The organism is Caballeronia sp. M23-90, assembly GCF_053574605.1.
In genome coordinates, this window is sequence record NZ_JBSIPA010000047.1 from 1 (window position 1) to 23724 (window position 23724).

The following is a 23724-nucleotide window of genomic DNA, read 5'->3' on the forward strand; positions in this document are numbered from 1 at the left end:
GTGAACATAGATTCGGTAAAGCCATCCGGTCCGCGCATCTGTTCCATCTCGTTCTCATTGATGACATCAGTTCAACGTTTACGCCCACGTCCCGGATGACCGCCACACGAGGTATTTCACCAGCCTGCTAAAGCTCAAAAGCCTTCTACCAATTGATCAAAGCGAGATAAAAATACTTTCAAAGTGTCCGACGTATTTGACTTGCTAAAGCCAACAACCAAGTCAATGGTCGGCGGCGTTCCGGTGAGCGGCCGACTCGCGACGGACCAGGGCAATAAATTATTAGCATACGCTGGCATTAACGACAATCCACCGGTTGACGCTACGAGCGACATTGCCATGGCGAGATTATCCACACCATGATCCGGCTTTATGTCGATGGCGTTTTCTTCAAGATACAGATCGATGACGGCCCGCAGTACCGTTGCCTTATTCGAGGCGAGAATAAACGTCTCGCCAGCGAAATCTTCCGGTCCGATGCTTTCTTTTGTTGTCAAACGATGATCGCTCGGCATCAGCATCACAAGCGGCTCTTGATTCACAACCCGATATTCCAGATTAAACCCTGGCTCGGCACGCATAAACGCAAGATCCAATTTGCCTCTTGAGACCGCGTCAGCGAGATCAGGCGAATAGTGGCTCGACACGGTGACATCGATATTAGGGAGTTCGTCGCGGAGCACGCCCATCGCGCGCGGCAGCCAGTCCATTTCCTGCCCAGTTAGGAAGCCGAGTGCAAAGGACGGCTTAGCTGGACGAGCAATACGGCGTGCAGCTTCGCCTGCAGCATCAACTTGAGCCAAAGCTAGACGCGCGTGATCGAGAAACACACGGCCTGCAGCGGTGAGCTCGACGCCGCGCGCGCTTCGGCTTAGTAGCTCCGCGCCGACCTCAGACTCAAGATCCCGGATCTGACGGCTTAGCGAAGGTTGAGAAGTAAAAAGACGCTGCTCAGCGGCCACTGTAAGGCTACCTGTCTCGGCCACAGCAACGAAATAACGAAGATGTCGGAGTTCCATTGGCTCTTTCCGGATTGATATATCCCAGGATCATGCCTTAAAAGCATGCCTACCAGCCTACAAAGTCTTTCTAGTCTGAGCAACAAACCTCTACATTGACCTCACACCAACGCAGATCAAAGCAGCGACCCCGCTACTGAGATTCATAAACCGAACCTAATAGGACTCAAAATGGAACATCCCGTCATTCTCATCACCGGCGCATTAACCGGCATTGGCCGCGCTACCGCCTTGGCTTTTGCCGACAGTGGCGCACGTTTGGTCGTATCTGGTCGCCGTGAAGCTGAAGGCCGCGCACTCGAAGCAGAGCTGCGCGAATTGGGCGCTGATGCCTTGTTTATCAAGGCGGACGTCCGCAACGACGGCGAAGTCGGTAGCCTCATCGACCAAACCGTCGCGCGCTTCGGCCGTATCGATGCAGCAGTCAACAATGCAGGGACCGAAGGCCAGCCAGGTCTGATCGTTAATCAGACGGCTGAAAGCTATGCTGCCACGTTCGACACCAACGTTCTTGGTACCCTTCTCAGCATGAAGCACGAACTGCGGGTGATGACCGCGCAAAAGAGCGGAAGCATCGTCAACGTTTCATCGACTTACGGACATGAAGGCGCCGCATGGGCGTCGGTATATTCGGGTAGCAAGCACGCAGTCGAGGGTTTCACAAAGTCGGCTGCACTTGAGGTCGCTGCGTCGAACGTGCGCGTAAACGCAGTTGCGCCTGGTCCTACCGACACAGGCATGCTCGACCGCTTCACTGGCACGCCGGAGAACAAAGCTGCACTGGCTGCCACTGTTCCACTTGGACGCGTCGGCAAACCCGTGGATGTTGCGCGTGCGATCTTGTTCCTTGCGTCTGACTCGTCGTCGTTTGTAACGGGGCAAATCGTGACTGTCGACGGCGGCAAGACAGCCGGCTAAGTACCCATTCCCGTGCGACAAGGAGACAAATCGTGACTCCACTCTCGGGAAAGACCGCGCTCGTCACAAGCGCAGCGCGGGGAATCGGCCGAGCTACGGGTCTTGCGCTCGCCAAAGCGGGGGCGCAAGTCTTAGTTCACCATTTCGGCGATGAACGCGCAGCGCAGGCTACTGTCGCGAATATTCGCGAGCTGGGAGGACGCACGGAAAAGATAGCTGGAGATTTGTGCAACCCGGACGGACCGCACGCTCTCGCGCGGCGTGTCCGCGCTATCGTAGGCGCCCGGTTGGACATTTTGGTGGTAAATACCGCGCCGGTTTCCTTGATAGCGGACGACGACGTGTTTGACACTTTATTCTCTCACTACGTTCGTTCTCCTTATTTTCTTGTTCAGCAATTGATGCCAGTAATGTGCAAGGGTAGCAGCATTGTTCTGGTGTCGCTAATGGAACCAGCATTGACGAATAGTACTGCGCCGGCTTATGCGGCCGCGAGAGGGGCTATCGATGCGATGGTTACACACTTTGCCCTAGCTCTAAGCGAACGTGGGATCCGCATTAATGCAGTAACGCCAGGCACACAGCCGGTTGACGAAATAGCGGAACAAATTCTCTATCTTTCATCCACTTGTGTGTGTCAAGCCACCGGTGAAACAGCCGGTGAGAACATTACTGGCTGATTGACAAGCTTGATCATCGGTTTGCGTCAACGCCGACCGCTTAACTTGGAGAGCCCTTTACCATGATTTCGACGACAGCCACACTTTACGAGTCATCCGGATCGCCCCACTCCCGACGCGTGAGAATTTTCATCGCCGAAAAGGGCCTTACGATTCCAGTGGTTTCCATCGACCTAGGAAAAGGCGAGCAACATTCTGATAAATATCGTGCGATCAACCCGAGGCGTGTCGTACCCACGCTGGTTATCGAAGACGAGGTTGCGATCGGCGAGGTTCCCGCCATTCTTCGGTATCTCGAGGAGGCATACCCGGAGACGCCGTTGCATGGAGCTACACCGAAAGAACGAGCACTTGTGACAATGTGGGAACGCCGTGCTGAACTTGAAGGGTTCATTCCTGCGATCGAATCGGTGCGCAATCGAGTGGTCGGACTTAAAGGTCGCGCGATCGCAGGGCCGCACGATTACGAGCAGATCCCCGAACTCGTCGAACGAAGCGCGCTACGTGTTCGTAACTTTTTCAAGGACCTCGACTCGCGGTTGAGTGAAGTGCCATTTGTGGCCGGCGATCACTTTTCGGTTGCGGATATCACTGCCTTCGTTACGGTTGATTTTGCGAAGGCTGCACTGAATTATGCCGTTCCAACAGAATTAAACTCAATTACGCGCTGGTATTCCGAGGTCGCAAAACGACCGGGCGCGGTGGACTAGATCATAAAGCCAAGTCGCATTTTGGTTCGTCGTAAACACAGCAATTTCGGCGTTTCTTCCGAATTGCGCAAAATTAGCTGACGTCGCATTGGCAAGCGCGAGCCGGCCATTCATCCGAGATAATTCGGAAGTACCGACTAAGAATGCAGCGATTCGGAGAGACCGCCACCTCAAACAGTGAGCGAGGATGCCGTCCAGATCCAATCCCGCGCTCCAGATACGGATTAAATCTGGCCGTACTGCAGTAAGGCCTGTCGGCATATGGAACCATCGTAAGGGAAACAAAATGACTAACGATTTAACTCGTCTTTTCTCAAAGTTTGAGCTGGGTCCCTACCAGCTATCTCATCGGGTGGTGCACGCCCCAATGACCCGGCTCCGTGCAAGTCCAGATGATAGCCCGAGCGATATGATGGTGGAATACTACCGTCAGAGGGCTTCGGCAGGCGGCTTGCTTATCACCGAAAGCGCGCACCCGTCCTTCGACAGTCGTGGTTACATTGGGGCACCTGGCATTTATTCCGATCGCCACGTTGATGCATGGAAGCTCGTTGCAGACGCTGTCCATGCGAAAGGGGCGCGCATTTTCATGCAAATCGCTCACGATGGCCGGCAATCTCACGTTGATTTAAGTGACGGCAAGCTGCCTATTGCTCCGTCCGTTGTGCCCTACGATACGGTGGTCTTTACTCAAGACGGCTGGGTTCCGAATTCTCCGCATCGAGCGCTGGAGGCGGATGAGATTCCTTCTCTAATTGAGTCTTTTCGTCAAGCGTCGGCTCGCGCAAAGGATGCTGGGTTTGACGGCGTAGAGCTTCATAACGCGAATGGTTATCTTGCTGACACGTTCTTGCAGGACGGGACTAACAAACGAACAGATGCGTACGGTGGCACAGTAGAAAAACGCGCACGCTTTTCGTTAGAACTCGTTGAGGCGTTCGCTTCCGTCTGGGGCGCAGACCGTGTCGGCGTACGCGTCTCGCCAAGCGGTCAATGGGGGAGCATCTCTGACAGCGATCCAGAGGCTACCTTTGGTTATTTCGCCAGACAACTTAATGCGTATGGACTTGCCTATTTGCACGTAATCGAACCCCGTGTTATGGGCACAGAGACGCTCGACGATGGGCAAGCTCCGGTTGCATCCGCGTTTTTGCGAACACAGTTTGCGGGGCCGATTATTGCCGCTGGCGGCTTTGATCGAGCCGGCGCTGAAGGGATCCTTAAAAGCGGCGACGCAGACTTGGTGGCGTTTGGCCGCTGGTTCTCGTCGAACCCTGATCTGCCCGAGCGTTTTCGTCGAAATCTTCCGCTAGCGCCTTACCAGCGGGATGCTTTTTGGGGCGGCGACGAGCGCGCGTACACAGACTTTCCAGACTTTGTCGAAGCCTAGCTGAATTGATTCGGCACCACCATAAATTGAGGCCAATATGTCACAGAATATTTCGACCGCACCTCGCTCCATCAAAGCGCCGGGCCCTGACCATCCGATCACCATTGAGCGCAACACCGCTCGAGTGGTCGTCAGCGTCGGTGGCCGCGTCATCGCTGACACGCGAAATGCCTTTACCCTTCGTGAAGCCAGCTACCCGGCAGTCCAATACATTCCAAGGGAAGATGTTGACATGTCCCTTGTAGAAAGGACAAATCACAGTACCTATTGCCCATATAAAGGGGACAGCGCTTACTACTCTATCCCTGCGGGTGGTGAGCGATCGGTCAATGCAATTTGGACGTACGAAGATCCTTTTTCTTTTGTTGGTTCGATCAAGGGGCACTTCGCCTTCTACACGGATCGGGTCGATGCAGTCGAAGAACTGCCGTAACAGTCTTTTGTTCCGCACCGCTCCCATTGACATATGAGGATCTTATGATTACTCGACCGATTGTTCTAATCACTGGCGCATTAACCGGAATCGGTCGTGCAGCCGCAATTGCTTTCGCCAAAGAACGAGCGCGCCTTGTGGTTTCTGGCCGCCGGAAATCACAAGGAGAGGAACTTGCGAACGAGCTTCGTTCGCTTGGAACTGAAGCTGAGTTTGTCCACGCTGACGTTAGGTATGAAGCGGACGTTCAACGGATTGTTGATCTAACGGTCGAGCGGTTCGGGAGAATCGATATCGCCATCAATTCCGCCGGCACCGAGGGTCCTACGGGCCCAATGACCGAGCAGACCATTGAGCAATATTCAGCCGTGTTCGATACGAACGTATTAGGCATCATGCTGAGCCTCAAACACCAGCTTCGTGCTATGTCGCTGCAGAAAAGCGGCAGCATTGTGAATATCTCGTCAACGATGGGATCTCGCGGTGCACCTAACCTTTCGCTTTACGTCGCGAGCAAGCACGCAGTGGAAGGCTTCACAAAGGCAGCAGCCCTCGAAGGCGCCGCGTTTAATGTTCGCGTCAATGCCGTCGCCCCTGGTCCCGTAGACACGGAAATGCTTAACAGGTTGACAGGAAACGAAGATCGCAAGACTACCTTCTTGTCGAGCGTCCCCCTTAAGCGGGCGGGAACCCCGGAAGAAATTGCCGACGCCATCCTGTTCGTTGCGTCGGGGCGGTCTAGCTTTATGACAGGCGAGATTCTCCGCATTAACGGCGGCAAGACGGCGACTTGAAGCGTGCAGCAGGATGCAATATCACCGCGGTCGACGCCGCGCGATAGTTACTGGAGATTTAAATGAGCTCTGTTCCCGTTCTTGACTCGGCATCGCACGATGCGATGAACTACGGTCATGCGGACACCTTGGCAGATAACTTTACCGCGAAACAACTGCTGCTTCGTTTCAATGAAGTTCGGGCTTACACCGACCGACTCGTGGCGCCACTCTCCTCCGAAGATCGCGTGGTCCAATCAATGCCCGATGCAAGCCCGGCGAAGTGGCATCTCGCGCACACGACTTGGTTTTTCGAGACGTTTTTGCTTGCCCGTTATTTACCTGGTTACCAGCTATTTGATCCGTCGTTTGCGTACCTCTTTAACTCATACTATGAGTCTCTTGGTCAAAGGCATCCAAGACCTAATCGCGGTATCGTTACTCGTCCAACCAGCGAAGCCATAGCAATGTATCGACGATACGTCGACATTCACGTGGAGAAACTCCTTCAGGGCTCGCTGACTCCTCAGACCGAAGCGGTTATGGAACTTGGTCTTTCGCACGAGGAGCAACACCAAGAGCTAATGATGATGGATGTCTTACATCTATTTTCGCAATCTCCTTTAAGGCCAGCATACATCTCCTCTTGGAATAGAGCGACATCGGAACGCCTTGGTAAGTTCGAGAAACATGTCGGCGGCCTGATCGAAATCGGCGCAGATGGCCCTGATTTCTTTTTCGACAACGAGACTCCACGCCATAAAGCCTGGCTCGATACGTTTGAAATCAACAACCAACTAGTCACAAATCGTGAGTGGTTGGAATTCATCGATGCCGGCGGATATCAGCAAGCGAGATTGTGGCTTTCCGATGGCTGGGCGCAAGTGCGGACCGAAGGCTGGAACGCACCGCTTTATTGGCTTCGAGACGCAGATGCTGGGGAGTGGAACGAGATGACCTTTGGGGGTGTTCGCCCTCTCATGCCAAACTCTCCGGTTACCCACGTGAGTTACTACGAAGCGAACGCTTTTGCCACTTGGGCTGGCGCTCGACTGCCAACGGAAATGGAGTGGGAAGTCGCGGCAAAAGCAGGACTTCTTGAACAGATCGACACTGTTGCATGGCAATGGACGCAAAGCGCCTACACGGCTTATCCGGGATTTCGTGCGTCGCGCGACGCGGCCGGTGAATATAACGGCAAGTTTATGGTCGGGCAAATGGTATTGAGGGGTGGTTCAAGCGCGACCCCCTTTGGCCACACCCGTGCGACATACAGAAATTTTTATCGCCCCGAGCAACGTTGGATGTTCTCAGGCGTTCGCTTGGCTCGCGATCTTATACCGCAAGTTGCGGGGGGCTCGGAGCGCAAAGCGTTCGCGCAAGACACTATCAGCGGACTTTCGGCGAGCCCCAAGACCTTGTCCCCTAAGTACTTTTATGACGACGAAGGCTCGGCGTTGTTTGAGGCCATCTGCGGCACGCGTGAGTACTACCCTACTAGGACTGAGACCGCTCTTCTAAAGCAAATCGTTCCTGAGATCGCGGCCGCAAATCGCGGACCGATCACGCTTGTGGAGTTCGGTAGTGGAGCGAGTGAAAAAACACAAGTTTTGCTGGACGAGATGCCCCAAATAGTTAGGTACGTCCCGATCGACATCAGTCCTCTTGCAATCCGTCAGGCCAGTGCCCAGCTTAAACGTCGATATCCGGCTCTGGATATCGACCCTGTTGTTGCCGACTTCACAAAAGCAGTCGACATGCCCCTTGCAACGGCAGGCGCCCAATTGATGGGATTCTTCCCAGGCTCGACGATTGGAAATTTCGAGCCGGCGGAGGCGGTAGAAATCTTGCGTTCAATGCGTGGGTGGCTGGGACGTGACGCGCAACTAATAGTGGGCTTCGATATCGCAAAGCAGCCCGCGACAATGATTTCAGCCTATGACGATTCCGACGGTGTAACGGCTAAATTTAACAAAAACCTGCTGACGCGTATCAACCGTGAGTTGGAAGGCGATTTTGATGTCGAAGGGTTCTCGCACCTTGCAATTTGGAACGCCGATAAGCAACGCATTGAGATGCATTTAGTTAGCCAAGTTAACCAAACCGTACATGTCCTTGGGCGGTCGTTTTTCTTCGGCAAGGACGAACCACTACACACGGAAAACTCCCACAAGTTTAGTGTCGATTCATTCGGCGCACTTGCGGAGTCAGCCGGTTGGACGATTGCTCGTGCATGGGTCAGCACGGCACCGGAGTTTGCGGTAGTTTGCATGAAAGCATGCGCCGCGACGAACTCGCGTTGAAGGTACGATTACTTCACGATCCTTTTGGCTAGCGCTACCGGAGGCAATCGGGTTATTGCTAGAGGGCACCTTGGCGTTAGTCTCACTTCATAGCGAGTGCGAAGGATGCTGGTCATTCAGAACGCACCATTGTTAATCGGCCGCCGCTGGTCAACGCGGCAATATGTCACTTTTGGAGGTTGCATGAAAACTTGGCTGATCACCGGTGTCAGCAGCGGCTTCGGCCGCGCGCTCGCTGAGGAATTGCTTTTGCGCGGAGATCGCGTAGCAGGAACGTTACGCAATCCCGACCAAAGCGACAATTTCAGCGCGCTATCGCCCGGGCGCTCCTTTGGGTTTGTGCTTGATGTGACGCATGAAAGCGACGTGCCGCGCGTCGTCGCCGATGTCGAAGAGCAAGTCGGCCCAATCGACGTTCTCGTGAACAACGCGGGATACGGCTACGAAGGTCCGATCGAGGAAGCGGCCATGGCAGATATCCGCCGCCAGTTCGAGGTCAATGTTTTCGGCGCCATAAGCGTGCTGCAAGCAGTGCTTCCGTTCATGCGCAGAAGGCGAAGCGGTCACATCATCAACATTACCTCGATGGGCGGCCTGACGACGTTTCCTGGCGTCGGAATCTACAATGCCAGCAAGTTCGCGCTCGAGGGAATTAACGAGGCGCTCGCCTCCGAGGTGAAGCAGTTTGGCATCAAGGCAACGGCCGTCGAGCCTGGAGGGTTTCGCACGGAATGGGCTGGTCATTCGATGCAACGCGGCGCTCGTAGCATTGCAGATTACGACGCGCTGTTCGAGCCGCAACGCGCCACTCGCGCCGAACGATCCGGCAAGCAGATCGGCGACCCGAAGAAAGCAGCGCGCGCCATTGCGGATCTCGCCGATGCACCGCAGCCGCCGGTTCATTTACTGCTCGGATCGGACGCATTGAGGTTCGTACGCGCGGCGCTCGACGATATGGATCGGGAAATCAACGAGTGGGAAAACGTGACACGCAGTACGGACGTCGATTAAATGCCCATTTTCAAGGACGAGAAACTCATGATTTACGAAATTCGAACCTACACCTTTAAGCCGCTGCGAGGCGGCGACTGGCTGGCGTTATACAAAAATGAAGGCCTCCCGCTTCAACAGGAATTTCTTGGCAAACTGATTGGTTTCTTTACGACAGAGATCGGCGACATCAGTCAAATAGTGCATATCTGGGCTTACGAGAGCCTCGACGATCGTCTTGCCCGACGCGACCGCATGGCAGCGGACAGCCGTTGGCAAGAATTCGGCCGCCAAGTTAAAGCGTTGGATATCTTAGTAAGCATGGAATCGCGTGTCATGCGCCCCACTGAATTTTCTCCACTGCAATAACGCGAGAAAGTTTTCCAATCTGCTGCACCCGACCACCAAGGTAACAACCATGTCCACCCCTATTTTCAATGAGTTGCCCGCGCCACTCAAGACGGTGCAAACGTCCCCTCTCTTCGTCGTGCGTCTTGACGTCAAGCCGATAGTAATCGTTGGGGATACGCCAGGTCCATTCCGACGGGTGGGCATTGTCCCCTCCGGTACATTCGTGGGCGAGCGGCTATCCGGGACAGTCCTGGATGGTGGCAGTGACTGGCAGACCGTGCGTCGTGACGGCAGCACGACGTTAGACGTACGCCTGATCCTTCGAACCGATGATGGCGTCAACATCATGATGTCCTATCGCGGCGTGCGTCACGGGCCGGCGGACGTTATAAATCGGCTGGAGAAAGGGGAAGAAGTCGATCCAGCGAGTTATTACTTTCGCATCAATCCGATTTTTGAAGCGCCGGCCGGCAAATACGATTGGCTGAACCGGGTCATCTCGGTGGGATCGGGACATCGGTTCGCGTATGGACCGGTCTACAGCGTGTTTGAAGTCCTGTAAGCGGCGGGTTGAGTATGGTTACCGCAACTTGAAATCCAGGAGTTAGTCATGCAAGCCCCTGTCGCGAACGACAAAGTTCGATCGCTAACACTGATTCAATTAACGCTGGCCATCGCCTGCGGAGCGATCATTGCAAACGTGTATTACGCGCAACCACTCGTCGGTTTGATTAGCGCCTCGTTGAAGCTGCCAAACACCAGTACCGGCCTGCTCGTCACTCTGCCGCTAGCCGGCTACGGCATTGGCCTGCTGACAATCGTGCCATTGGGCGATATCTTTGAAAACCGGCGGCTCGCGCTAACGTTGATCGGGGCGGAAATGCTGCTTACGCTGACGTTGAGCGTTACATCGTGGGCACCCGCCTATCTGCTCGTCGCTTTCCTAATGGGGCTCGTGGCGTCAACAGTGCAACTCCTTGTTCCATATATTACGTATCTTGTCCCGGAAGAAGCCCGTGGCCGCGCAGTGGGTAAAGTGGTCAGCGGGGTAATGCTTGGCATCATGCTGGCCCGCCCGGTGTCGAGCCTGATTGCGGAGGCCTGGTCTTGGCGCGAGGTTTTCCGGGGGGGCGCCGTGCTGATGGCTGCCGCTATCATTGCTCTACGTCTTGTACTCCCTGCGCGCAGACCAGTACATCCGCCCACTTACCAGAAGCTGTTGTGTTCGCTTGGACAGTTATTTTTGGGCACCGAAGTGTTGCGTCGACGAGGCATCTATCAGGGAGCTTTGTTTGGCGCATTCAGCGTGTTCTGGACGGCTGTTCCACTCTGGTTAAGTGGTCCAAAATTTGGGCTGACCCAGCACGGCATTGCTTGGGTCGCACTGGCGGGGGTTGCTGGAGCAATCGCTCCTCCGTTCGCAGGTCGCATTGCCGATAGAGGACTGACGCAGCCCGGAACTGTGGCCGCGATGTTGCTTGCCTCGGGGTCGTTCATTTTCTCCGATTTAGCGAGCGGGCATTCGACTTTATCGCTCGTGCTCGTAGTGACCACCGCGATCGTGCTTGACTTTGCAGTATCCGCAAATCTAGTACTTAGCCAGCGCGTCATCTATTCGCTGGGCGCTGAGCAGCGCAGTCGCCTCAACGGTCTTTTCATGGCGACCTTCTTTGCGGGCGGAGCCATTGGCTCGGCAGCGAGTGGCTTCGCATTCGCCCGCTTCGGATGGGACGGCGTATCGGTACTCGGGATGGCGCTGCCCCTTGCTGCGCTTGCTTATTTTGCCACTGAGCGTCGCGATTCCGCATCGGACTACAAGGGAACTAGTATTCTCTGAGCCATGGAGAATCCGCCGCTAGTCGGTAAGCTGCCCATATTCAAAGATAAGACACGCGCCATCCGTTCTAACCAGCGTACTAGCTACTGATCGCACCCGCTTGATTCGGACGAAGCGGCTGTTGTTGTTGTCCGTTAATCTTGCTAGCGGCGTCCACAGAAGCGCTAATGGTGGAAGCCGTTAAAAACCCTGGGATGTTCTCTGCCAGGGCCACGTAACGCGTCGCTGTCCAATCCACGGAAACTGTCGCCGTGCGAGTTCGTGGAATTCTTGGTTCAACAGCGCGACGCGCAGCTGTACGACACTGTGTGCTCCCACGCGACTCCAGCGCATATGCTGGCTCTTGCACATTCGACAGCCAACTATTCGGTTGATCGATGACTCGACGAAGCCGGTAGAGATTCGCCATCCTACACGTTGCCACGTGCGATAGTCGATCAGCGACTCAAGGTTGCTCTTGAGATACGTGACCACATTGGAGAGGCTGTAACTTGCTTTCTTGATCTGGCTGCTCGCTGCCGGATCTCGCTTCTCACGCAGGTCAAGCAAGTGAGCGAACTTAGCTGCGAACTGCTGCCAAGCCACTGAGTCTCCGGTCCAGACGTAATGGCGGAAGCGCACGAACAGATCCCATAGTTCGAACGCTGATCCACTGTCCGTGAGTCGCCCATATGCCAGAGGCGCGATAGCTTGATCGACGCGTCGCAACATCCGCCCGATATGCGCCCAGTCGAGAATCCATTCACTATCGTAGGGAAGGTCGCGCGCGACGCCGACCAAGTCCCGCGCGCCGTCGGTCAGGACGACGACTTCACTAGGGTCCCCGTATCCGCTGACCTCCAGGAATCGTGTCATTTCTTGATTCAGCCGCTTGGTGCGCGGCATGGCGGAAGCCCACACTCGCGGTTGCTCACCAACTTGGCCTACAGCAGCAACGACGACTGCGATCGACGATGGCTGATTTCCGGCTTCTGCGCGATTGTACTTGCCCGAACCCTTGTAGTTGCAACGTGCGCGACGGACATAACCGACGTCAATGCCGAGTTCCGCATTCGGCTTCGTCTCCTCGCACCACTTGCGCACAGGCCGTGCGTGCTGAATCGATTTGCCGACGGTCACAGTGTGATTGCGGATGGTTACATGACTGTCGCGGCCCTAGCTGGGTAGCTGAAAGTCCATGAGGCGCCTGGCTTGCCGATAGGGCATCGTGGCGCCAAGCTCTGCGTGCAGCCATCTCAGTTCACCGGTGCTTGCCTCCGTCAGGTAGTTCTTGAGCGGAGAAACATATCTCGGGCCGTCAGCGCCACAATTGCAGGCCTTCCATCTTTCGCGGCAATAGAAAACCTTTCCCAGTGTGGTCTTCAGCTCCGAGCAATGACTATCGTGCAGGCGCCGTTGTACGCCACAATCCACACAGGATCTACGCGACGTGCAAAAACGTTCGATCTGTTCGACAACGAACTCCAGCTGCACACAATTGAGCAATGACTTGCCTTCGGCGAGTGACAGTCCGACGTCTCCGGGCGTCTGGTCTTCGACGGGCCTGTGAAACCCCATGACCTCAACCCGCTTCACCACACTCCCATCGCCGTTGTCGAACTCAAGAACGATCGTGCATCGCATGGCGGCTCCTCGTCGAGTTGCTAGGGAAACGATACCCTTCCATGCGCCCAACTCCCAGCCTTTTTAACGGCTTCCAACAACACGGGTCAACGGCCCCTGGCCAAGTGGTCGTAGCACCGCCGCTACCTGCGCCGCTCGCTTGCCCTCCCCCTCGACCGCCGTCATTTGCATATCTCCCTTTGAGGATTGCGAAACGCAGAAACGCATTAGCGCAATTAAAGAGCAAACCCAACGCTAGCAAAATTAAGGGACAAGGCGCGAGTTTCTCCGTTGCGTGAGTTAACCCGGACGCACCGTCTTACGCGGTGTGGATTTCAGCGTTCAGCCCGGCGAACCGGTCTCCATCCTCGGGCCCAGCGGCTCGGGCAAGTCCACGTTGCTGCGCATTCTTGCCGGATTGCTCAAGCCGACTTCGGGGCACATTTTTGTAGATGGCGCACCGCTCGAAGGACCGCGCTCGGATGTCGCTCTTGCGTTTCAGGCAGAAACTCAAGGCGGTCGAATTGTTCCGGATCGATGTGACGCAAAGCGCGCACGAATCGTTTGACGCTCTCGTAGCTCGCGGCAAACGAGAATTGATCGACGAGATCCTGATAGATCGCTTGGGCGTTTGGCTGCAGGCGAACCTGCTCTTCGATCCATTGCCGATGAGGCTCGCACAATGAACGCACGAAATCGAAGTTGCGCTCCTTGACGGCGGCGGCCTGAAAAGACGGTGGTCGCGGCGGTGGAGGAATTTGGCCCGCGTCCTCCGAGCCGATGGTCGCGGGGGTGAGGGAATTTGCGGGCGTAAACGCGCGCGCCGCAAAGAGCGCCATGTAGCGGCGAATCGTCTTGCGGTGAATTCCGGTGATCCGGTGAATCTCACGCTGGCTCTTCCCGAGCTCCAGAAGCGTGAACACAGTACTTTGCTGATGCTGCTTCAAGACGTTCAACTCCCACCTCCAAGGCCGGCCAGGGAGGGGGAAATGACGTCCTGCTACACGGCGCGACCGGCGGCAACAAATTGCCTAGCTCGAGCCCAAGGGTGGAAGACTCCGAAGTGACCAACCCCGGAATGATTTGAACGGCCCCCACCTATCGGCGAGGACATGCAGACAGAGATGCATCCGCACAGATCGACCACATCAGGCCCAAACTGGAAGATCATGAAGGTCCTCAAAGCCAACCGGAGAGTTCAAAATGAGCCATACGATAGTCGGGGTTGATGTTGCTAAGATCGAGACGTGCTTGACGTCGGCAGGTAATTTCAGCGTTGCTTCCGCGACCGTGGCGGTCACGTCTTCAGGCCAATCTTGAAGATTAGCTGTCGGCAAACCGATTCCAGCGTCCGCGATAGCGCGTTCGACGTCATCGACGCTGAAAAGCTCACGCGTATAGGGCACCAGACAGTCAAGCGCCGCTTGCCAGCGTCCACGCGATTCGGGAGTGCAGTCGGCGAACAAATCAGCCAGCCGATCGCGTGATTCAGGTGATAACGCGTTTCCTTGTCGACTTCGAGGCGATCGCGGCGGGATGCTAGTCGGCGGACATGCCGACGATTTCCGGATGCGGATGCTGCAGAATCTGCCGCAATATTACTTCGAGTCCCGCAACGGAGGCGGAACGAGCAAGCGGTCTGACGAAAGTCGGGCATATTCTGCGCTTTCCGAAAAGGGAATTGACGTCCATGTCGTGTCTGCACGCAGTTCTTCCACGGAGCGCCATGATATGGCGACGGCTGTGTGATTTCGATGCCGCCGCGATGGATAGATAAAGCCATCAGGCCGGAAAGGCGCCTCTACCAGCAAGATAGCTTGGTTAATCAGATAGCCAAACCACTGGCACCACTCGTAGTCCGGACTTGATAATTGATCGTATATTCCTAATCTGCTGCAAATTGAACCGGTTAAATTCCATAAGCGGAGCCGCCTCGGAAAAGACAGTTGGGCTATGACACCCTGTCGGAGTGCAAATTCATCGAAGAAGAATGTGCCGGGGCGCGTTACATCATTCTTGCAAAATTGCGCCTCCCAAACTGCCGTCTCCGCAAGTTCAGCTACGTATAGCCAAGAAAACGGTATGGGGCCATCCGTCGCAATTAGTTCGGGAGGCGGACCAAAGCGATAGGCACGTCTAACCTGCTGCGGCAGGATGGCTCCGGGTATGTAGGCCGCTCGAGCCATCCGAATTCTTGGGCCGCTGTCAATTTGACTACCGGCCAAGGCGGCCAGCAACAATTCTATAGGAGGAAAAGAACCTCGGAGGTGAGCCGGAATCTTAAGCAACTGGTTGTTGTGTGTCATCGAATAGCCACTCAATCAGCCATGCCCTCTCTTAGTGTGCCAGCCAAGTTTAGAACCCGACGTTGACGGTCCGTTGCTGGCAGTTGCATGAGACGCAACTGACTCGCATGTACTCCCGCGCGGGTCTCAAATGGAATTCCCGCAAGGAGTTCGGCCGGAGCCAACTCGTTTAACTCGTCCCGCTCCGCCACCAGAAAAGCATGGATCTCAGTTCGTATCGACCCTCGGAGAGCAGCAAGTATCGGCGGAAGCAAGTCGGGCACGGGCTCAACAAACTGCCATGCTGGAAACTCGCGACCGTTGGTCTGCCCTGGCGGTACAACGCAGTAAAACTTGTTTGCGTCAACGTACCGATAGAGGCTTGCGAGCGACATGCTTACCTTGCGCTGCTCAATTACTTCGGAGGGTTTCAGATTGACCGCAGGTAACAACGAACTGGTCGCTGCTGACAATACCGCATCGAACGAAAGCATCGAGGACAGTCGCCGCTCAAGAACATCGCGGACTAAAGCATGGATTGCTCGAGTTGCAAGTTCCGGTGCCTCGCCGCGCAACGTCCCTTCGATGTCTGTGGCAAATAATTCAGCAACATCGCGGGCTGCCTGTTCGAGACTGAGAGATAGTCCTCCAGACAGCACTGCCCGGATTTCTAACTTCCCCGCATCGTTTAATTCCTTTGTCACCTGTGCCATTGACTGCTCCTTATACTTGATACGGGGGTGCACCGAGAGGTGTCATCCTATTTGCGAGCGCCGCCGCGCTGCCCGTCTCCGTAAAGAGTCGACCGATATTCCGAATGAGGGAGAGGCGTGCGTCTGCGAGTCGTTTAGAGACTTCGCGGTGGCTCTGCTCGATCTCCGCGAAAATTTCGGCTGCGTATTCGAGCGCAATCGCTAGGCTCTTGCCGATAACCAAATCTGCGGCCATGTACTCCGCTGTGGGCTCGCATAGTGAGCCCACAGCGCGACCAATCTCCGTCGAAAGACGAGATTTCTCCGGTACTACGCTGAAGACTAAGCCCGCGCGAATAATCGACAGGAGGAACGATGACTTCCCTGAATGGTTATTGTCAAATATGACGCCCCTCGTTTCAAAAACAATGGACGGGGCAGCATAAGATCCTCGACCCCCCGATCGGCGCCCGGAGCCTATGGGGAAGAGTCCTCCTACCTCACAAGGTCTGGGTTCGGAAAACCAACTTTGTGCATCTAGCGTCGAAATCATGATTGGCCGCTTCCCATGAAGATTTAGTTGTAGCTTATATCATTTCTCATTTTTCGCAAGTTTCTCATTTTTCTATACGCTGCGGGTGCCGCGTTGCCGCTGCGCTCTGTCGGGCTGGTCGGTTTAAATATTGCGCGTCGCGGCGCTGATCTTGGGCTGGAGCGACCAATTCTCGATTCAAACCATCGCGTCAGCTAATTGGCTAGGATTGGAAATGCATACATGGATGCGAGCATCAAGGTTATTGGGCCAGCGATAGGAATCGCTTATCTATTCGACCCGAGCATGTTGTTAGATTGTTAGTTGCAAGATGCTCTTAAACCTGACCGGTCACTAGGCGACCGTCCGCTGGCTTATATCGCAGGTGTTCCACGGAGAGAGTTTACTTGAAGTTAACCAGCTACGCAGTTATTCTCCCGGTTATAGGCTTTTTTCTTCTAAACCGGGATAGTTCCCGCTGACCGCGACAAGGAACAGCATTGTGAGCGTTGCAGACCTTTCTACCACAAGAATCCCTGATGTTGAGGAATCTGTATCGATCGATGATTTAGTCGATCTTTCGAATCAGGCAGCCGATGTGCTGGACCAGATTCGGGATGCAATGCTTGAACCATACCCTCGCAAGAAAGCACCCTCCTTCACCAGTGCAACGCTTGCGATGCTCTGCGGAATCGATAAGCCTAGAGTGAAGTACCTAAGCAGTAAAGGAGATTTGCCTGTAGGTACGTCGACAGGATCAGGCCGGGCAAAGGTATTTACACTCGAAGAAGCTATCACCTGGATCAAGGCGACTTCCAAGCGCCCTCCCCGTCCTGTTGGCGCCCGTGCACGTGTTTTTGCCATCGCAAATTTCAAAGGCGGCGTAACAAAGACTACGACAGCCGTATCTGCGGCGCAGGGACTAACCCTCTTGGGCAGGAAAGTACTGATCGTTGATTGTGATCCTCAGGGTTCGACAACGCAACTGTGCGGTTACGCGCCGGAAACTGAAATCTCGGATGACACCACACTATTGCCGCTCTTTTATGGGGACGAGCCTGATGTGCGCTACGCGATACGCCCTACCTACTGGCATAACCTTGACCTGATCCCCGCGCGCATTGCCTTGTCTGACGTGGAATTCGAAGTGCCTGCTAAGTTGCTATCTGACCGCAAATTCGAATTTTGGAACATTTTGAATAAGGGTCTACGACCGGCGCTTGCTGAATATGACGTTGTAATCATCGACACTCCACCGGCTCTGAGTCAATTGACAACGAATGCGCTTGTTAGCGCGGACGCGATAATCCTCCCTTGCCCACCCGAAGGCATGGATTTCGCAAGCTCCACTCAATTTTGGCGCCTCTTTTCGGAGGTCGCTAGGCGCCTCCCAAATGTGCGCACGGACAAACGCTATGACTTCGTCAAAGTAGTCATGACTAAGGTCAAGAACACTGAGCTTTCACGCGTCGTCCAAGGCTGGCTCCACAAAGCCTATGGCGCGCGCGTTCTGCCAATTTTACTTCCAGAATCAAGTGTTCAGGTGAGTGCTGCAGCGATGTTATCGACCATTTACGACGTGAATAAGGCCGACGTTAACAGCACGTCGTACGCGCGCATTCGTGAACCTTTTGACCGTTTCACCGAATATCTCGATAGCCAATTAGTTCGTGCTTGGACAAAGGAGATGTCTCAATGAGCATGGCAAAAAAAATGGCAGAACGCACAAGCGCTATTGACGCGGATCGGTCGAAGCGACTTGGCACATCAAGTGATGTTGCTCCGGCAACTTCTACTGGTCGCCTGCTGGACGTCCAACTCCGCGTTAATGATGCGATCGATCGTGCAGACGCTGCAGAGGAACGCGCAACTACGGCTGAGGCTGCCCGGATCGCCCTAGAAGAGTCACTCAATGATGCGAAGCAGCAACTTTTGACTTTGGAAGCCTCGTCATCGACAGCCGGTGAGGACGTATTAGTTAGCTCGCTGATCGAGGTTCCAGGGCGTCGTCGGATTCTTTCGGACGAAGAATATGAAGAACTTAGATCGAACCTAACCGCAAGCCCACTAATACATCCGATTGTCTACCTGGACGCAGGTGCCGGCAAAAACGAGATCATTTCTGGCCACAATCGTGTTCGTATATACCGTGAGTTGGGACGCGAAAGGATCAAGGGCGTTCGCTTCGTCGGAACCCAGGAAGAAGCCGAGATGGGCGCTGCGTTCTCGAATCTTTTAGCGCCCTCCCTTCCTGATTTCGAGAAATACCGACAGTTTGAGCGGATGAGGGAGCTTTCAGGGTTTTCGCAAACCGACATTATCCGATTGTCAGGGTTGGCTCAGGGGCACGTTGCGCGAATATTCTCATTCGCGAATCTTCCTCAAGAGGCAAAAGATTTGATTGCAAAAAACCCTCACAGATTGGGTGGGCATGCCGCCCAGAAACTGGCAATGCTTTCGGAACAGGGGCGTGGAGAACAAGTGATTGAAGCAATAACAAAGTTAGTCACGGACTCAACGATAACTCAGGAAAAAGCTATCACTCTTGCCTCACCCAGACCCAAAGTCACTTCGCAACCGCCCGTTCAAAGCTTCAATCGCGGGAAACGAAAAATCTGCGAGATGTCCGTGCGAAACGGCGTGATTGGGCTGCGATTCAACGGAAAAGATGGTGACGCGATCGCCGCCGATTGGAGCGAACGAATTGCGAAATTCATCAAATCTGAACTGCTTGGCGAAAGTTGAATTCCATTGGAATATTCAATAAATTCAAGGCCCTAGCAGACTCACGATCACTGAAGATTCATTCATTCCAATGGAATGATGTTAGAAATCAACAACTTACAAAACTAAGGTTTTTGATATATGGCATAGGTCACGAAAAAACAAAAGCCTTCGGTTGGCGCCGAAGGCTTTTGAATACAAGGGCTTGATGGTCCCCTGCGAAACACTCTCCGATCACATTCGGAAAGGGCTCTGACAGTTCGGAGTGTAGCGCATCGATCGGGACAGTCAAGTGTGAATCAACCATTTTTATGGTCGAACGACATGTCTATCGCGCAACGCTCTGTTGCTGGCGAGGGCGAATTGCATCTTGACGATCGCGATGCCCTTTTTGCCTATAACGCGGAATCCGTGAATCTTCCATGGGTTATTTTTCGCGCTGCCTTTCGAGCAAATCGAACCGAACGGCTTTCTTCGCGTGCACGTGCAACTCTCGCTGCGTTGGCGCGAACCGTCGATGCGTCCAGACCATTCGCTGCCATCTACGCGAGGCGCGAGTTGCTCACGGGTCGCGCGATGCTCTCGATGCGTACTTTTTATCGAAGCCTCGATGATTTGGAAAACGCAGGCTTGATAGAGCGCCGCCCGCAGTCCCGTTATGTTGAAGCCGGCTTGTTTGGCCGTTCTTATTTACATCTCACCGAACGCGCAGCAGTCCTCCTTGGTCTCGTTGATCCGCCTCTAACAGAAATCGCATCAACCGCCGCGGCCTCTTCAACGTCATCAAAAGATAGCTCGAATGCACTGTTCATCGAACCGTCTGCCACTGTGGCAGACGGTGTTATATATAAGAATCTTTACCCTACAGCTTCTCAAAAGAGACAACCGGGGCAAGTGCCAGCGGACCTCCAGCGCCTGCGGGCCCTGGGATTTTTTGATTTCTTGATTTTTAAGCTCATGCGCGAAGCTCGGGAGCAGGGCAAGCGCCTCTCCGATGTCGTTGAGGCGACCTGGGATCACCTGAAGCTTGCCGCTGCGCCAATTAACTACCTGCGCGCCCTGCTGCGCAACCCGGTCGATTTCTCACACTTAGTCCGCCGACGGATCGAAACCAAGACCGCTCAATCCAGGGAGGACGATCTCCAAGCACATGCTGTCCAGACAGCTCGAGAACATGCTGGCAAATCGTTCGTCGATGTGGATGCACAACGCCATTACCTTATCGAGCCAGACGGCCAATCGATGACGATTACCAAGGCAGGGGAGGGCGTTGCCCGTCAAGCTGTCAATTGGATGCAGCCGTTCGCTGTCGCCTTGCGAAGCGCCAAAATCCGCCTTGCAACGACCGCCGATCTCGAGGCATTTGCCGCGACCTGTCGCAAGGGATTCACCCCTGATGGGCCCGCCATGGCAAACAACCGGCAGCCGATTATTGCCTCAGCGTCGGACCAACAGCGCCCGCCGGTCACACAAGAGGTCAGGGCACACATCGCGTCGCTGCGCCGATTGCTGCAGCCTCGGGCCCCTGCCACGTGACTGCCGTCACAATGCGCGCTATGGGCGCCTCGGCGGCGTCTCATGGTACAGCTTAATGTTTGATATTCGATTCCAAGACCTAGGCACCGTTATGTTTGTCACTCGAGAAACATAACACGGCAGCGACCAGCTTCATTCGGAGATGCGGAACAGCGACGCGACCAACCAATATCGGAATCAAGTCGGCGCCACCAAAATGCAACTACCGATCTGCGGTGCAAGCCTCCTAGAACAGCTGGCCGAGTTTATGAAGGATTGCGACAATACCGGGTGGCCAAGAGGGCGGGGCAGGGCGGATAGCAGACTCACGAAGCGATTATCATCGATCACCGGTTAAGCCTGATAACTCGTATTTGCCTTGGCCGGCTCCGCCCGTTGCCGTGCAATCAGATCGGCCGATGCCGTCGTTATCTACCGCTTGCAGTAGGAACGGACCTCGTACGAGTTTGGATATACCAAAGATTGGTATATAATTCGGATGCTAACGGGAGGTTCGATATGGCACGCAATACATCTGTTCTGCTCGGCGATCATTTCGCCGAGTTCGTTGACGCGCAGGTAGGCTCGGGCCGTTACGGTTCGGCTAGTGACGTCGTACGTGCTGGTCTGCGGCTTCTGGAGTCGCACGACCTGCAGATGCGCGCCCTCCAAGAGGCGCTCAAGGCCGGCGAGGTGTCGGGAGAACCCAAGCCGTTTAACAACGAGGCTTTCCTCGCGCGGGTGCAGTCAACGCATGCCCGCAAATAATCGGGTGCTTCGGCTTACGCCGCTAGCGGAGGCAGATCTCGAGAATATCTGGCGCTATACGTTTGACCAGTGGTCGCTCGAGCAGGCCAACCGATATCACAACGATCTGGTCGCAACGATGCAGGCCTTGGCCCGCGGCGACAAATCCGGTCGCGTCTGTCCCGTGCGCGATGGTTATCAGCAGTACGCCGCGGGCTCGCACATCTTGTTTTACCGAGAAACAGCACGTACGCTCGATGTCATTCGAGTGCTGCACCAGCGAATGGATATCGACCGCCATCTTTAAACGTATTCGATGCAAGCGCCTCGCCCTGGACATGGCGTGCCGGGATACGCATTGCGGGAAGAAGAGTACGAAGCGTGGGCAAGACAGCCTAGCTTGGCTTTTCGCCCTTGTACATTGGCTTGAACGGTGGCCAGCGCACATAGCTAGTCACCTCGTATCTTGCCCTTGTCATATAGGCGCACTATCTTAGATACTGTATAAACGTACAGCTATCGGAGGGTGCCATGGAGGAGTGGGTCCGAGTCCAGAATGAGCGCGATCGCAAAGTGCTGGTTTGGCTGCGTGGACAGGTGAGCGATGACGCGATCGCCACGGCCGCACGCGCATGTACCCGGGGCGATTCGAAACCGTACCTATCTGCTGTCTGTCAACATCTCGGTCTCAAGGCGCCCATCTTGCCGTCTAAGAGCCCAACCAGCGAAGCGGTAGGGGAGAAGCACTTGGCGGCAATGTACGAGATCCTACGTGTGCGTCCGAACGGTGTACGTCCTGGCCGCTGATTTGACCGAGGAGCACTGTTTTCAAGCAAAAATACGCGTTTTCCAGCTATCATCCTTGTCTGATAATTGTTATTAGCAGACAAGCGTTTAATGGGTAAAATTGAGGTATTTCCACTTCGCGCCTCTCCTAGAGCTAATGATCTGCTTTAATTTGCGGGTTTTCCCGGAAACGTCGACATATGAGCAGACGGGGAGGGCGCGTGGCTAATCAGGCGCAACAGCTCACGCTGCCGACACCCCGCACCTACACGCGCACCGATTTCGCGGCGCTGCGCGCGTTCGTGCAGCACATCGCGCCCTCGGTTATTGCGCACCGGTACTACGATCCGGACGATCGTAAGGTTTCGCCACAAGCGGTCAGCACCGATGCAATGGAGCGGTTTCTGCGCAACATGCTCGAGGATCTCGTGCAGCTTGCGCTTCGCAACGGCTCAGCCGCGCTCGCGGCCCACCTGAAAGCGTCGATCAAGCAGCACGGCAGCGCGAAGCTCACCGCAGTCACCTTGCGTATGGTCGAGCAGGCTTCGACCCTTGCTGCAGCCTCTCCGTCGGCTGATCACCACGTCGGGCTCTGGTTGCGCCCGCTGGTAACCAAACGACTGACGGCCGAGCAGATCACGACACTTGGCGAACTCGTCGCGTATTGCAATTCGCACGGCGGCAGTTGGTGGCGCTCGGTACCCCGCATCGGCGCACACCGAGCGAGCGTCCTGGTTGCCTGGCTGCGTCGTCACGAGCAGGCGATTGGGATGCGAGTTGATGACGATGTCGATGCGGGTCCGCTCGTGCCGGCGGTGGGTCTCGGCAACGTCGTCGTGGTCGGCGGCACAATCGACGCGCCACTTATGGCACCGTTCGAACGCCTTGCTATTCCGACCGCCTTGTCGGGTGAACATGGCACCAACCGCGCGCGCGAGTTCGCGTTCATTCGCGCGGACCACGACTTGGCTGCAGTGCACGCCTATTTGAATCGCTACCGCGATCGGCCGCCGACGTTGCGGGCATACACGCGCGAACTCGAGCGTCTGGTCCTGTGGCTCGTGATCGTGCGCGGCGTCGCGCTCTCGTCGATGACGGTGGAAGACTGTGAGGCGTACAAGGATTTCCTGAAGACGCCGAGCGCGAGTTTTGTAGGTCCGAAACGCTCGCGCGCCAGCGGCCGGTGGCGGCCTTCTCATCGCCCGTGCGGTAGAAGAGAACCACGTCCCCAGCGCTGATTGCGTTCGTCTGTGCATGGCAAAGATAGGCAAGCTTGATCGCATTGCCCACGCTGCTGGGTGGCGCAAACGGACGTTGCTGATGCGGATGGTAATCCGGGAACAACGTATCGTGGAATGGTGGCTGGATCGGGATGATAAATTTTCGGACAGATCGGTCCCGCCGGAAGTGAGGAAAGAAACGGCGGTTGTATTCGGG

At 55.2% G+C, this 23724-nt stretch carries 23 protein-coding genes and 2 pseudogenes; 19 read left to right on the forward strand and 6 right to left on the reverse strand.

Annotated features, from left to right (window positions below; genetic code table 11):
* Positions 1–134: 134 nt before the first annotated feature.
* The gene (locus tag ACRXB1_RS07560; RefSeq protein ID WP_449491652.1) at positions 135–1019 is read right to left on the reverse strand and encodes a LysR family transcriptional regulator; all 885 of its coding nucleotides are present in this window, start codon (positions 1017–1019) and stop codon (positions 135–137) included.
* A gap of 171 nt (positions 1020–1190) precedes the next feature.
* Between ACRXB1_RS07560 and ACRXB1_RS07565 the strand changes: the two genes are divergently transcribed.
* The 11 genes from ACRXB1_RS07565 to ACRXB1_RS07615 all read left to right on the forward strand — a co-directional run bounded on the left by ACRXB1_RS07565 (position 1191) and on the right by ACRXB1_RS07615 (position 11404).
* Entirely contained in the window at positions 1191–1937 is a 747-nt protein-coding gene (locus tag ACRXB1_RS07565) for an SDR family NAD(P)-dependent oxidoreductase (RefSeq protein ID WP_449491653.1), read from the forward strand.
* A 32-nt stretch (positions 1938–1969) separates the two neighbouring features.
* Positions 1970–2617 carry an SDR family NAD(P)-dependent oxidoreductase gene (locus tag ACRXB1_RS07570; RefSeq protein WP_449491654.1) on the forward strand — a complete coding sequence of 216 codons (648 nt, stop codon included), beginning with the start codon at positions 1970–1972 and terminating at the stop codon, positions 2615–2617.
* A 62-nt stretch (positions 2618–2679) separates the two neighbouring features.
* Positions 2680–3327, forward strand: a complete 648-nt coding sequence (locus ACRXB1_RS07575) for a glutathione S-transferase family protein (protein WP_449491655.1) — start codon at positions 2680–2682, stop codon at positions 3325–3327.
* 286 nt (positions 3328–3613) lie between these two features.
* Complete coding sequence (locus ACRXB1_RS07580) at positions 3614–4717, forward strand: alkene reductase (protein ID WP_449491656.1); 1104 nt, start codon at positions 3614–3616, stop codon at positions 4715–4717.
* A 37-nt stretch (positions 4718–4754) separates the two neighbouring features.
* A complete protein-coding gene (locus tag ACRXB1_RS07585; protein WP_449491657.1) occupies positions 4755–5150 on the forward strand; it encodes a DUF427 domain-containing protein in 396 nt (131 codons plus the stop codon).
* A gap of 47 nt (positions 5151–5197) precedes the next feature.
* The gene (locus ACRXB1_RS07590) at positions 5198–5944 is read left to right on the forward strand and encodes an SDR family NAD(P)-dependent oxidoreductase (protein ID WP_449491674.1); all 747 of its coding nucleotides are present in this window, start codon (positions 5198–5200) and stop codon (positions 5942–5944) included.
* A gap of 62 nt (positions 5945–6006) precedes the next feature.
* Positions 6007–8226, forward strand: a complete 2220-nt coding sequence (gene egtB, locus ACRXB1_RS07595) for an ergothioneine biosynthesis protein EgtB (RefSeq protein ID WP_449491658.1) — start codon at positions 6007–6009, stop codon at positions 8224–8226.
* A 183-nt stretch (positions 8227–8409) separates the two neighbouring features.
* A complete protein-coding gene (locus ACRXB1_RS07600) occupies positions 8410–9237 on the forward strand; it encodes an oxidoreductase (protein WP_449491659.1) in 828 nt (275 codons plus the stop codon).
* 27 nt (positions 9238–9264) lie between these two features.
* On the forward strand, positions 9265–9585 hold the full coding sequence (locus tag ACRXB1_RS07605; protein ID WP_449491660.1) for an NIPSNAP family protein: 321 nt from the start codon (positions 9265–9267) through the stop codon (positions 9583–9585).
* A gap of 49 nt (positions 9586–9634) precedes the next feature.
* Positions 9635–10129, forward strand: a complete 495-nt coding sequence (locus ACRXB1_RS07610) for a DUF3237 domain-containing protein (RefSeq protein ID WP_449491661.1) — start codon at positions 9635–9637, stop codon at positions 10127–10129.
* Positions 10130–10177: 48 nt separating this feature from the next.
* A complete protein-coding gene (locus ACRXB1_RS07615; protein WP_449491662.1) occupies positions 10178–11404 on the forward strand; it encodes an MFS transporter in 1227 nt (408 codons plus the stop codon).
* A gap of 180 nt (positions 11405–11584) precedes the next feature.
* On the opposite strand, the pseudogene ACRXB1_RS07620 reads toward ACRXB1_RS07615, so the two are convergent.
* Positions 11585–13027 (reverse strand): annotated as a pseudogene (locus ACRXB1_RS07620) (ISKra4 family transposase).
* A gap of 307 nt (positions 13028–13334) precedes the next feature.
* Between ACRXB1_RS07620 and ACRXB1_RS07625 the strand changes: the two are divergent.
* A complete protein-coding gene (locus ACRXB1_RS07625) occupies positions 13335–13574 on the forward strand; it encodes an ATP-binding cassette domain-containing protein (protein ID WP_449491663.1) in 240 nt (79 codons plus the stop codon).
* Here ACRXB1_RS07625 and ACRXB1_RS07630 read toward each other — a convergent pair.
* From ACRXB1_RS07630 to ACRXB1_RS07645, 4 genes and pseudogenes are all read right to left on the reverse strand, one after another.
* Positions 13507–13962, reverse strand: a pseudogene (locus tag ACRXB1_RS07630) (IS21 family transposase); the annotation flags it as partial. The gene ACRXB1_RS07625 and the pseudogene ACRXB1_RS07630 overlap by 68 nt on opposite strands.
* A 192-nt stretch (positions 13963–14154) precedes the next feature.
* Positions 14155–14472 (reverse strand): Phenylacetic acid catabolic protein, encoded by a 318-nt coding sequence (locus ACRXB1_RS07635; protein ID WP_449491664.1) that lies wholly within the window; start codon positions 14470–14472, stop codon positions 14155–14157.
* A 132-nt stretch (positions 14473–14604) separates the two neighbouring features.
* On the reverse strand, positions 14605–15312 hold the full coding sequence (locus ACRXB1_RS07640; protein WP_449491665.1) for an RES domain-containing protein: 708 nt from the start codon (positions 15310–15312) through the stop codon (positions 14605–14607).
* An 11-nt stretch (positions 15313–15323) separates the two neighbouring features.
* Entirely contained in the window at positions 15324–16004 is a 681-nt protein-coding gene (locus ACRXB1_RS07645) for a hypothetical protein (RefSeq protein ID WP_449491666.1), read from the reverse strand.
* A 1013-nt stretch (positions 16005–17017) separates the two neighbouring features.
* On the opposite strand from ACRXB1_RS07645, the gene ACRXB1_RS07650 reads away from it, so the two are divergent.
* From ACRXB1_RS07650 to ACRXB1_RS07680, 7 genes are all read left to right on the forward strand, one after another.
* Complete coding sequence (locus tag ACRXB1_RS07650) at positions 17018–18214, forward strand: ParA family protein (protein ID WP_449491667.1); 1197 nt, start codon at positions 17018–17020, stop codon at positions 18212–18214.
* Positions 18211–19260, forward strand: coding sequence for a ParB/RepB/Spo0J family partition protein (locus ACRXB1_RS07655; protein ID WP_449491668.1), 1050 nt, complete (start codon positions 18211–18213; stop codon positions 19258–19260). The genes ACRXB1_RS07650 and ACRXB1_RS07655 overlap by 4 nt, the downstream gene beginning before the upstream one ends.
* A 303-nt stretch (positions 19261–19563) precedes the next feature.
* Positions 19564–20775 carry a Replication protein O gene (locus ACRXB1_RS07660; RefSeq protein WP_449491669.1) on the forward strand — a complete coding sequence of 404 codons (1212 nt, stop codon included), beginning with the start codon at positions 19564–19566 and terminating at the stop codon, positions 20773–20775.
* A 498-nt stretch (positions 20776–21273) separates the two neighbouring features.
* Complete coding sequence (locus ACRXB1_RS07665; RefSeq protein ID WP_449491670.1) at positions 21274–21522, forward strand: type II toxin-antitoxin system ParD family antitoxin; 249 nt, start codon at positions 21274–21276, stop codon at positions 21520–21522.
* Entirely contained in the window at positions 21509–21808 is a 300-nt protein-coding gene (locus tag ACRXB1_RS07670; RefSeq protein ID WP_449491671.1) for a type II toxin-antitoxin system RelE/ParE family toxin, read from the forward strand. The genes ACRXB1_RS07665 and ACRXB1_RS07670 overlap by 14 nt, the downstream gene beginning before the upstream one ends.
* A 679-nt stretch (positions 21809–22487) precedes the next feature.
* Positions 22488–23525 carry a phage integrase family protein gene (locus tag ACRXB1_RS07675; protein WP_449491672.1) on the forward strand — a complete coding sequence of 346 codons (1038 nt, stop codon included), beginning with the start codon at positions 22488–22490 and terminating at the stop codon, positions 23523–23525.
* A 16-nt stretch (positions 23526–23541) separates the two neighbouring features.
* Positions 23542–23724, forward strand: a 183-nt coding sequence (locus tag ACRXB1_RS07680) for a hypothetical protein (RefSeq protein ID WP_449491673.1), incomplete at its 3' end; no start/stop codon positions are given.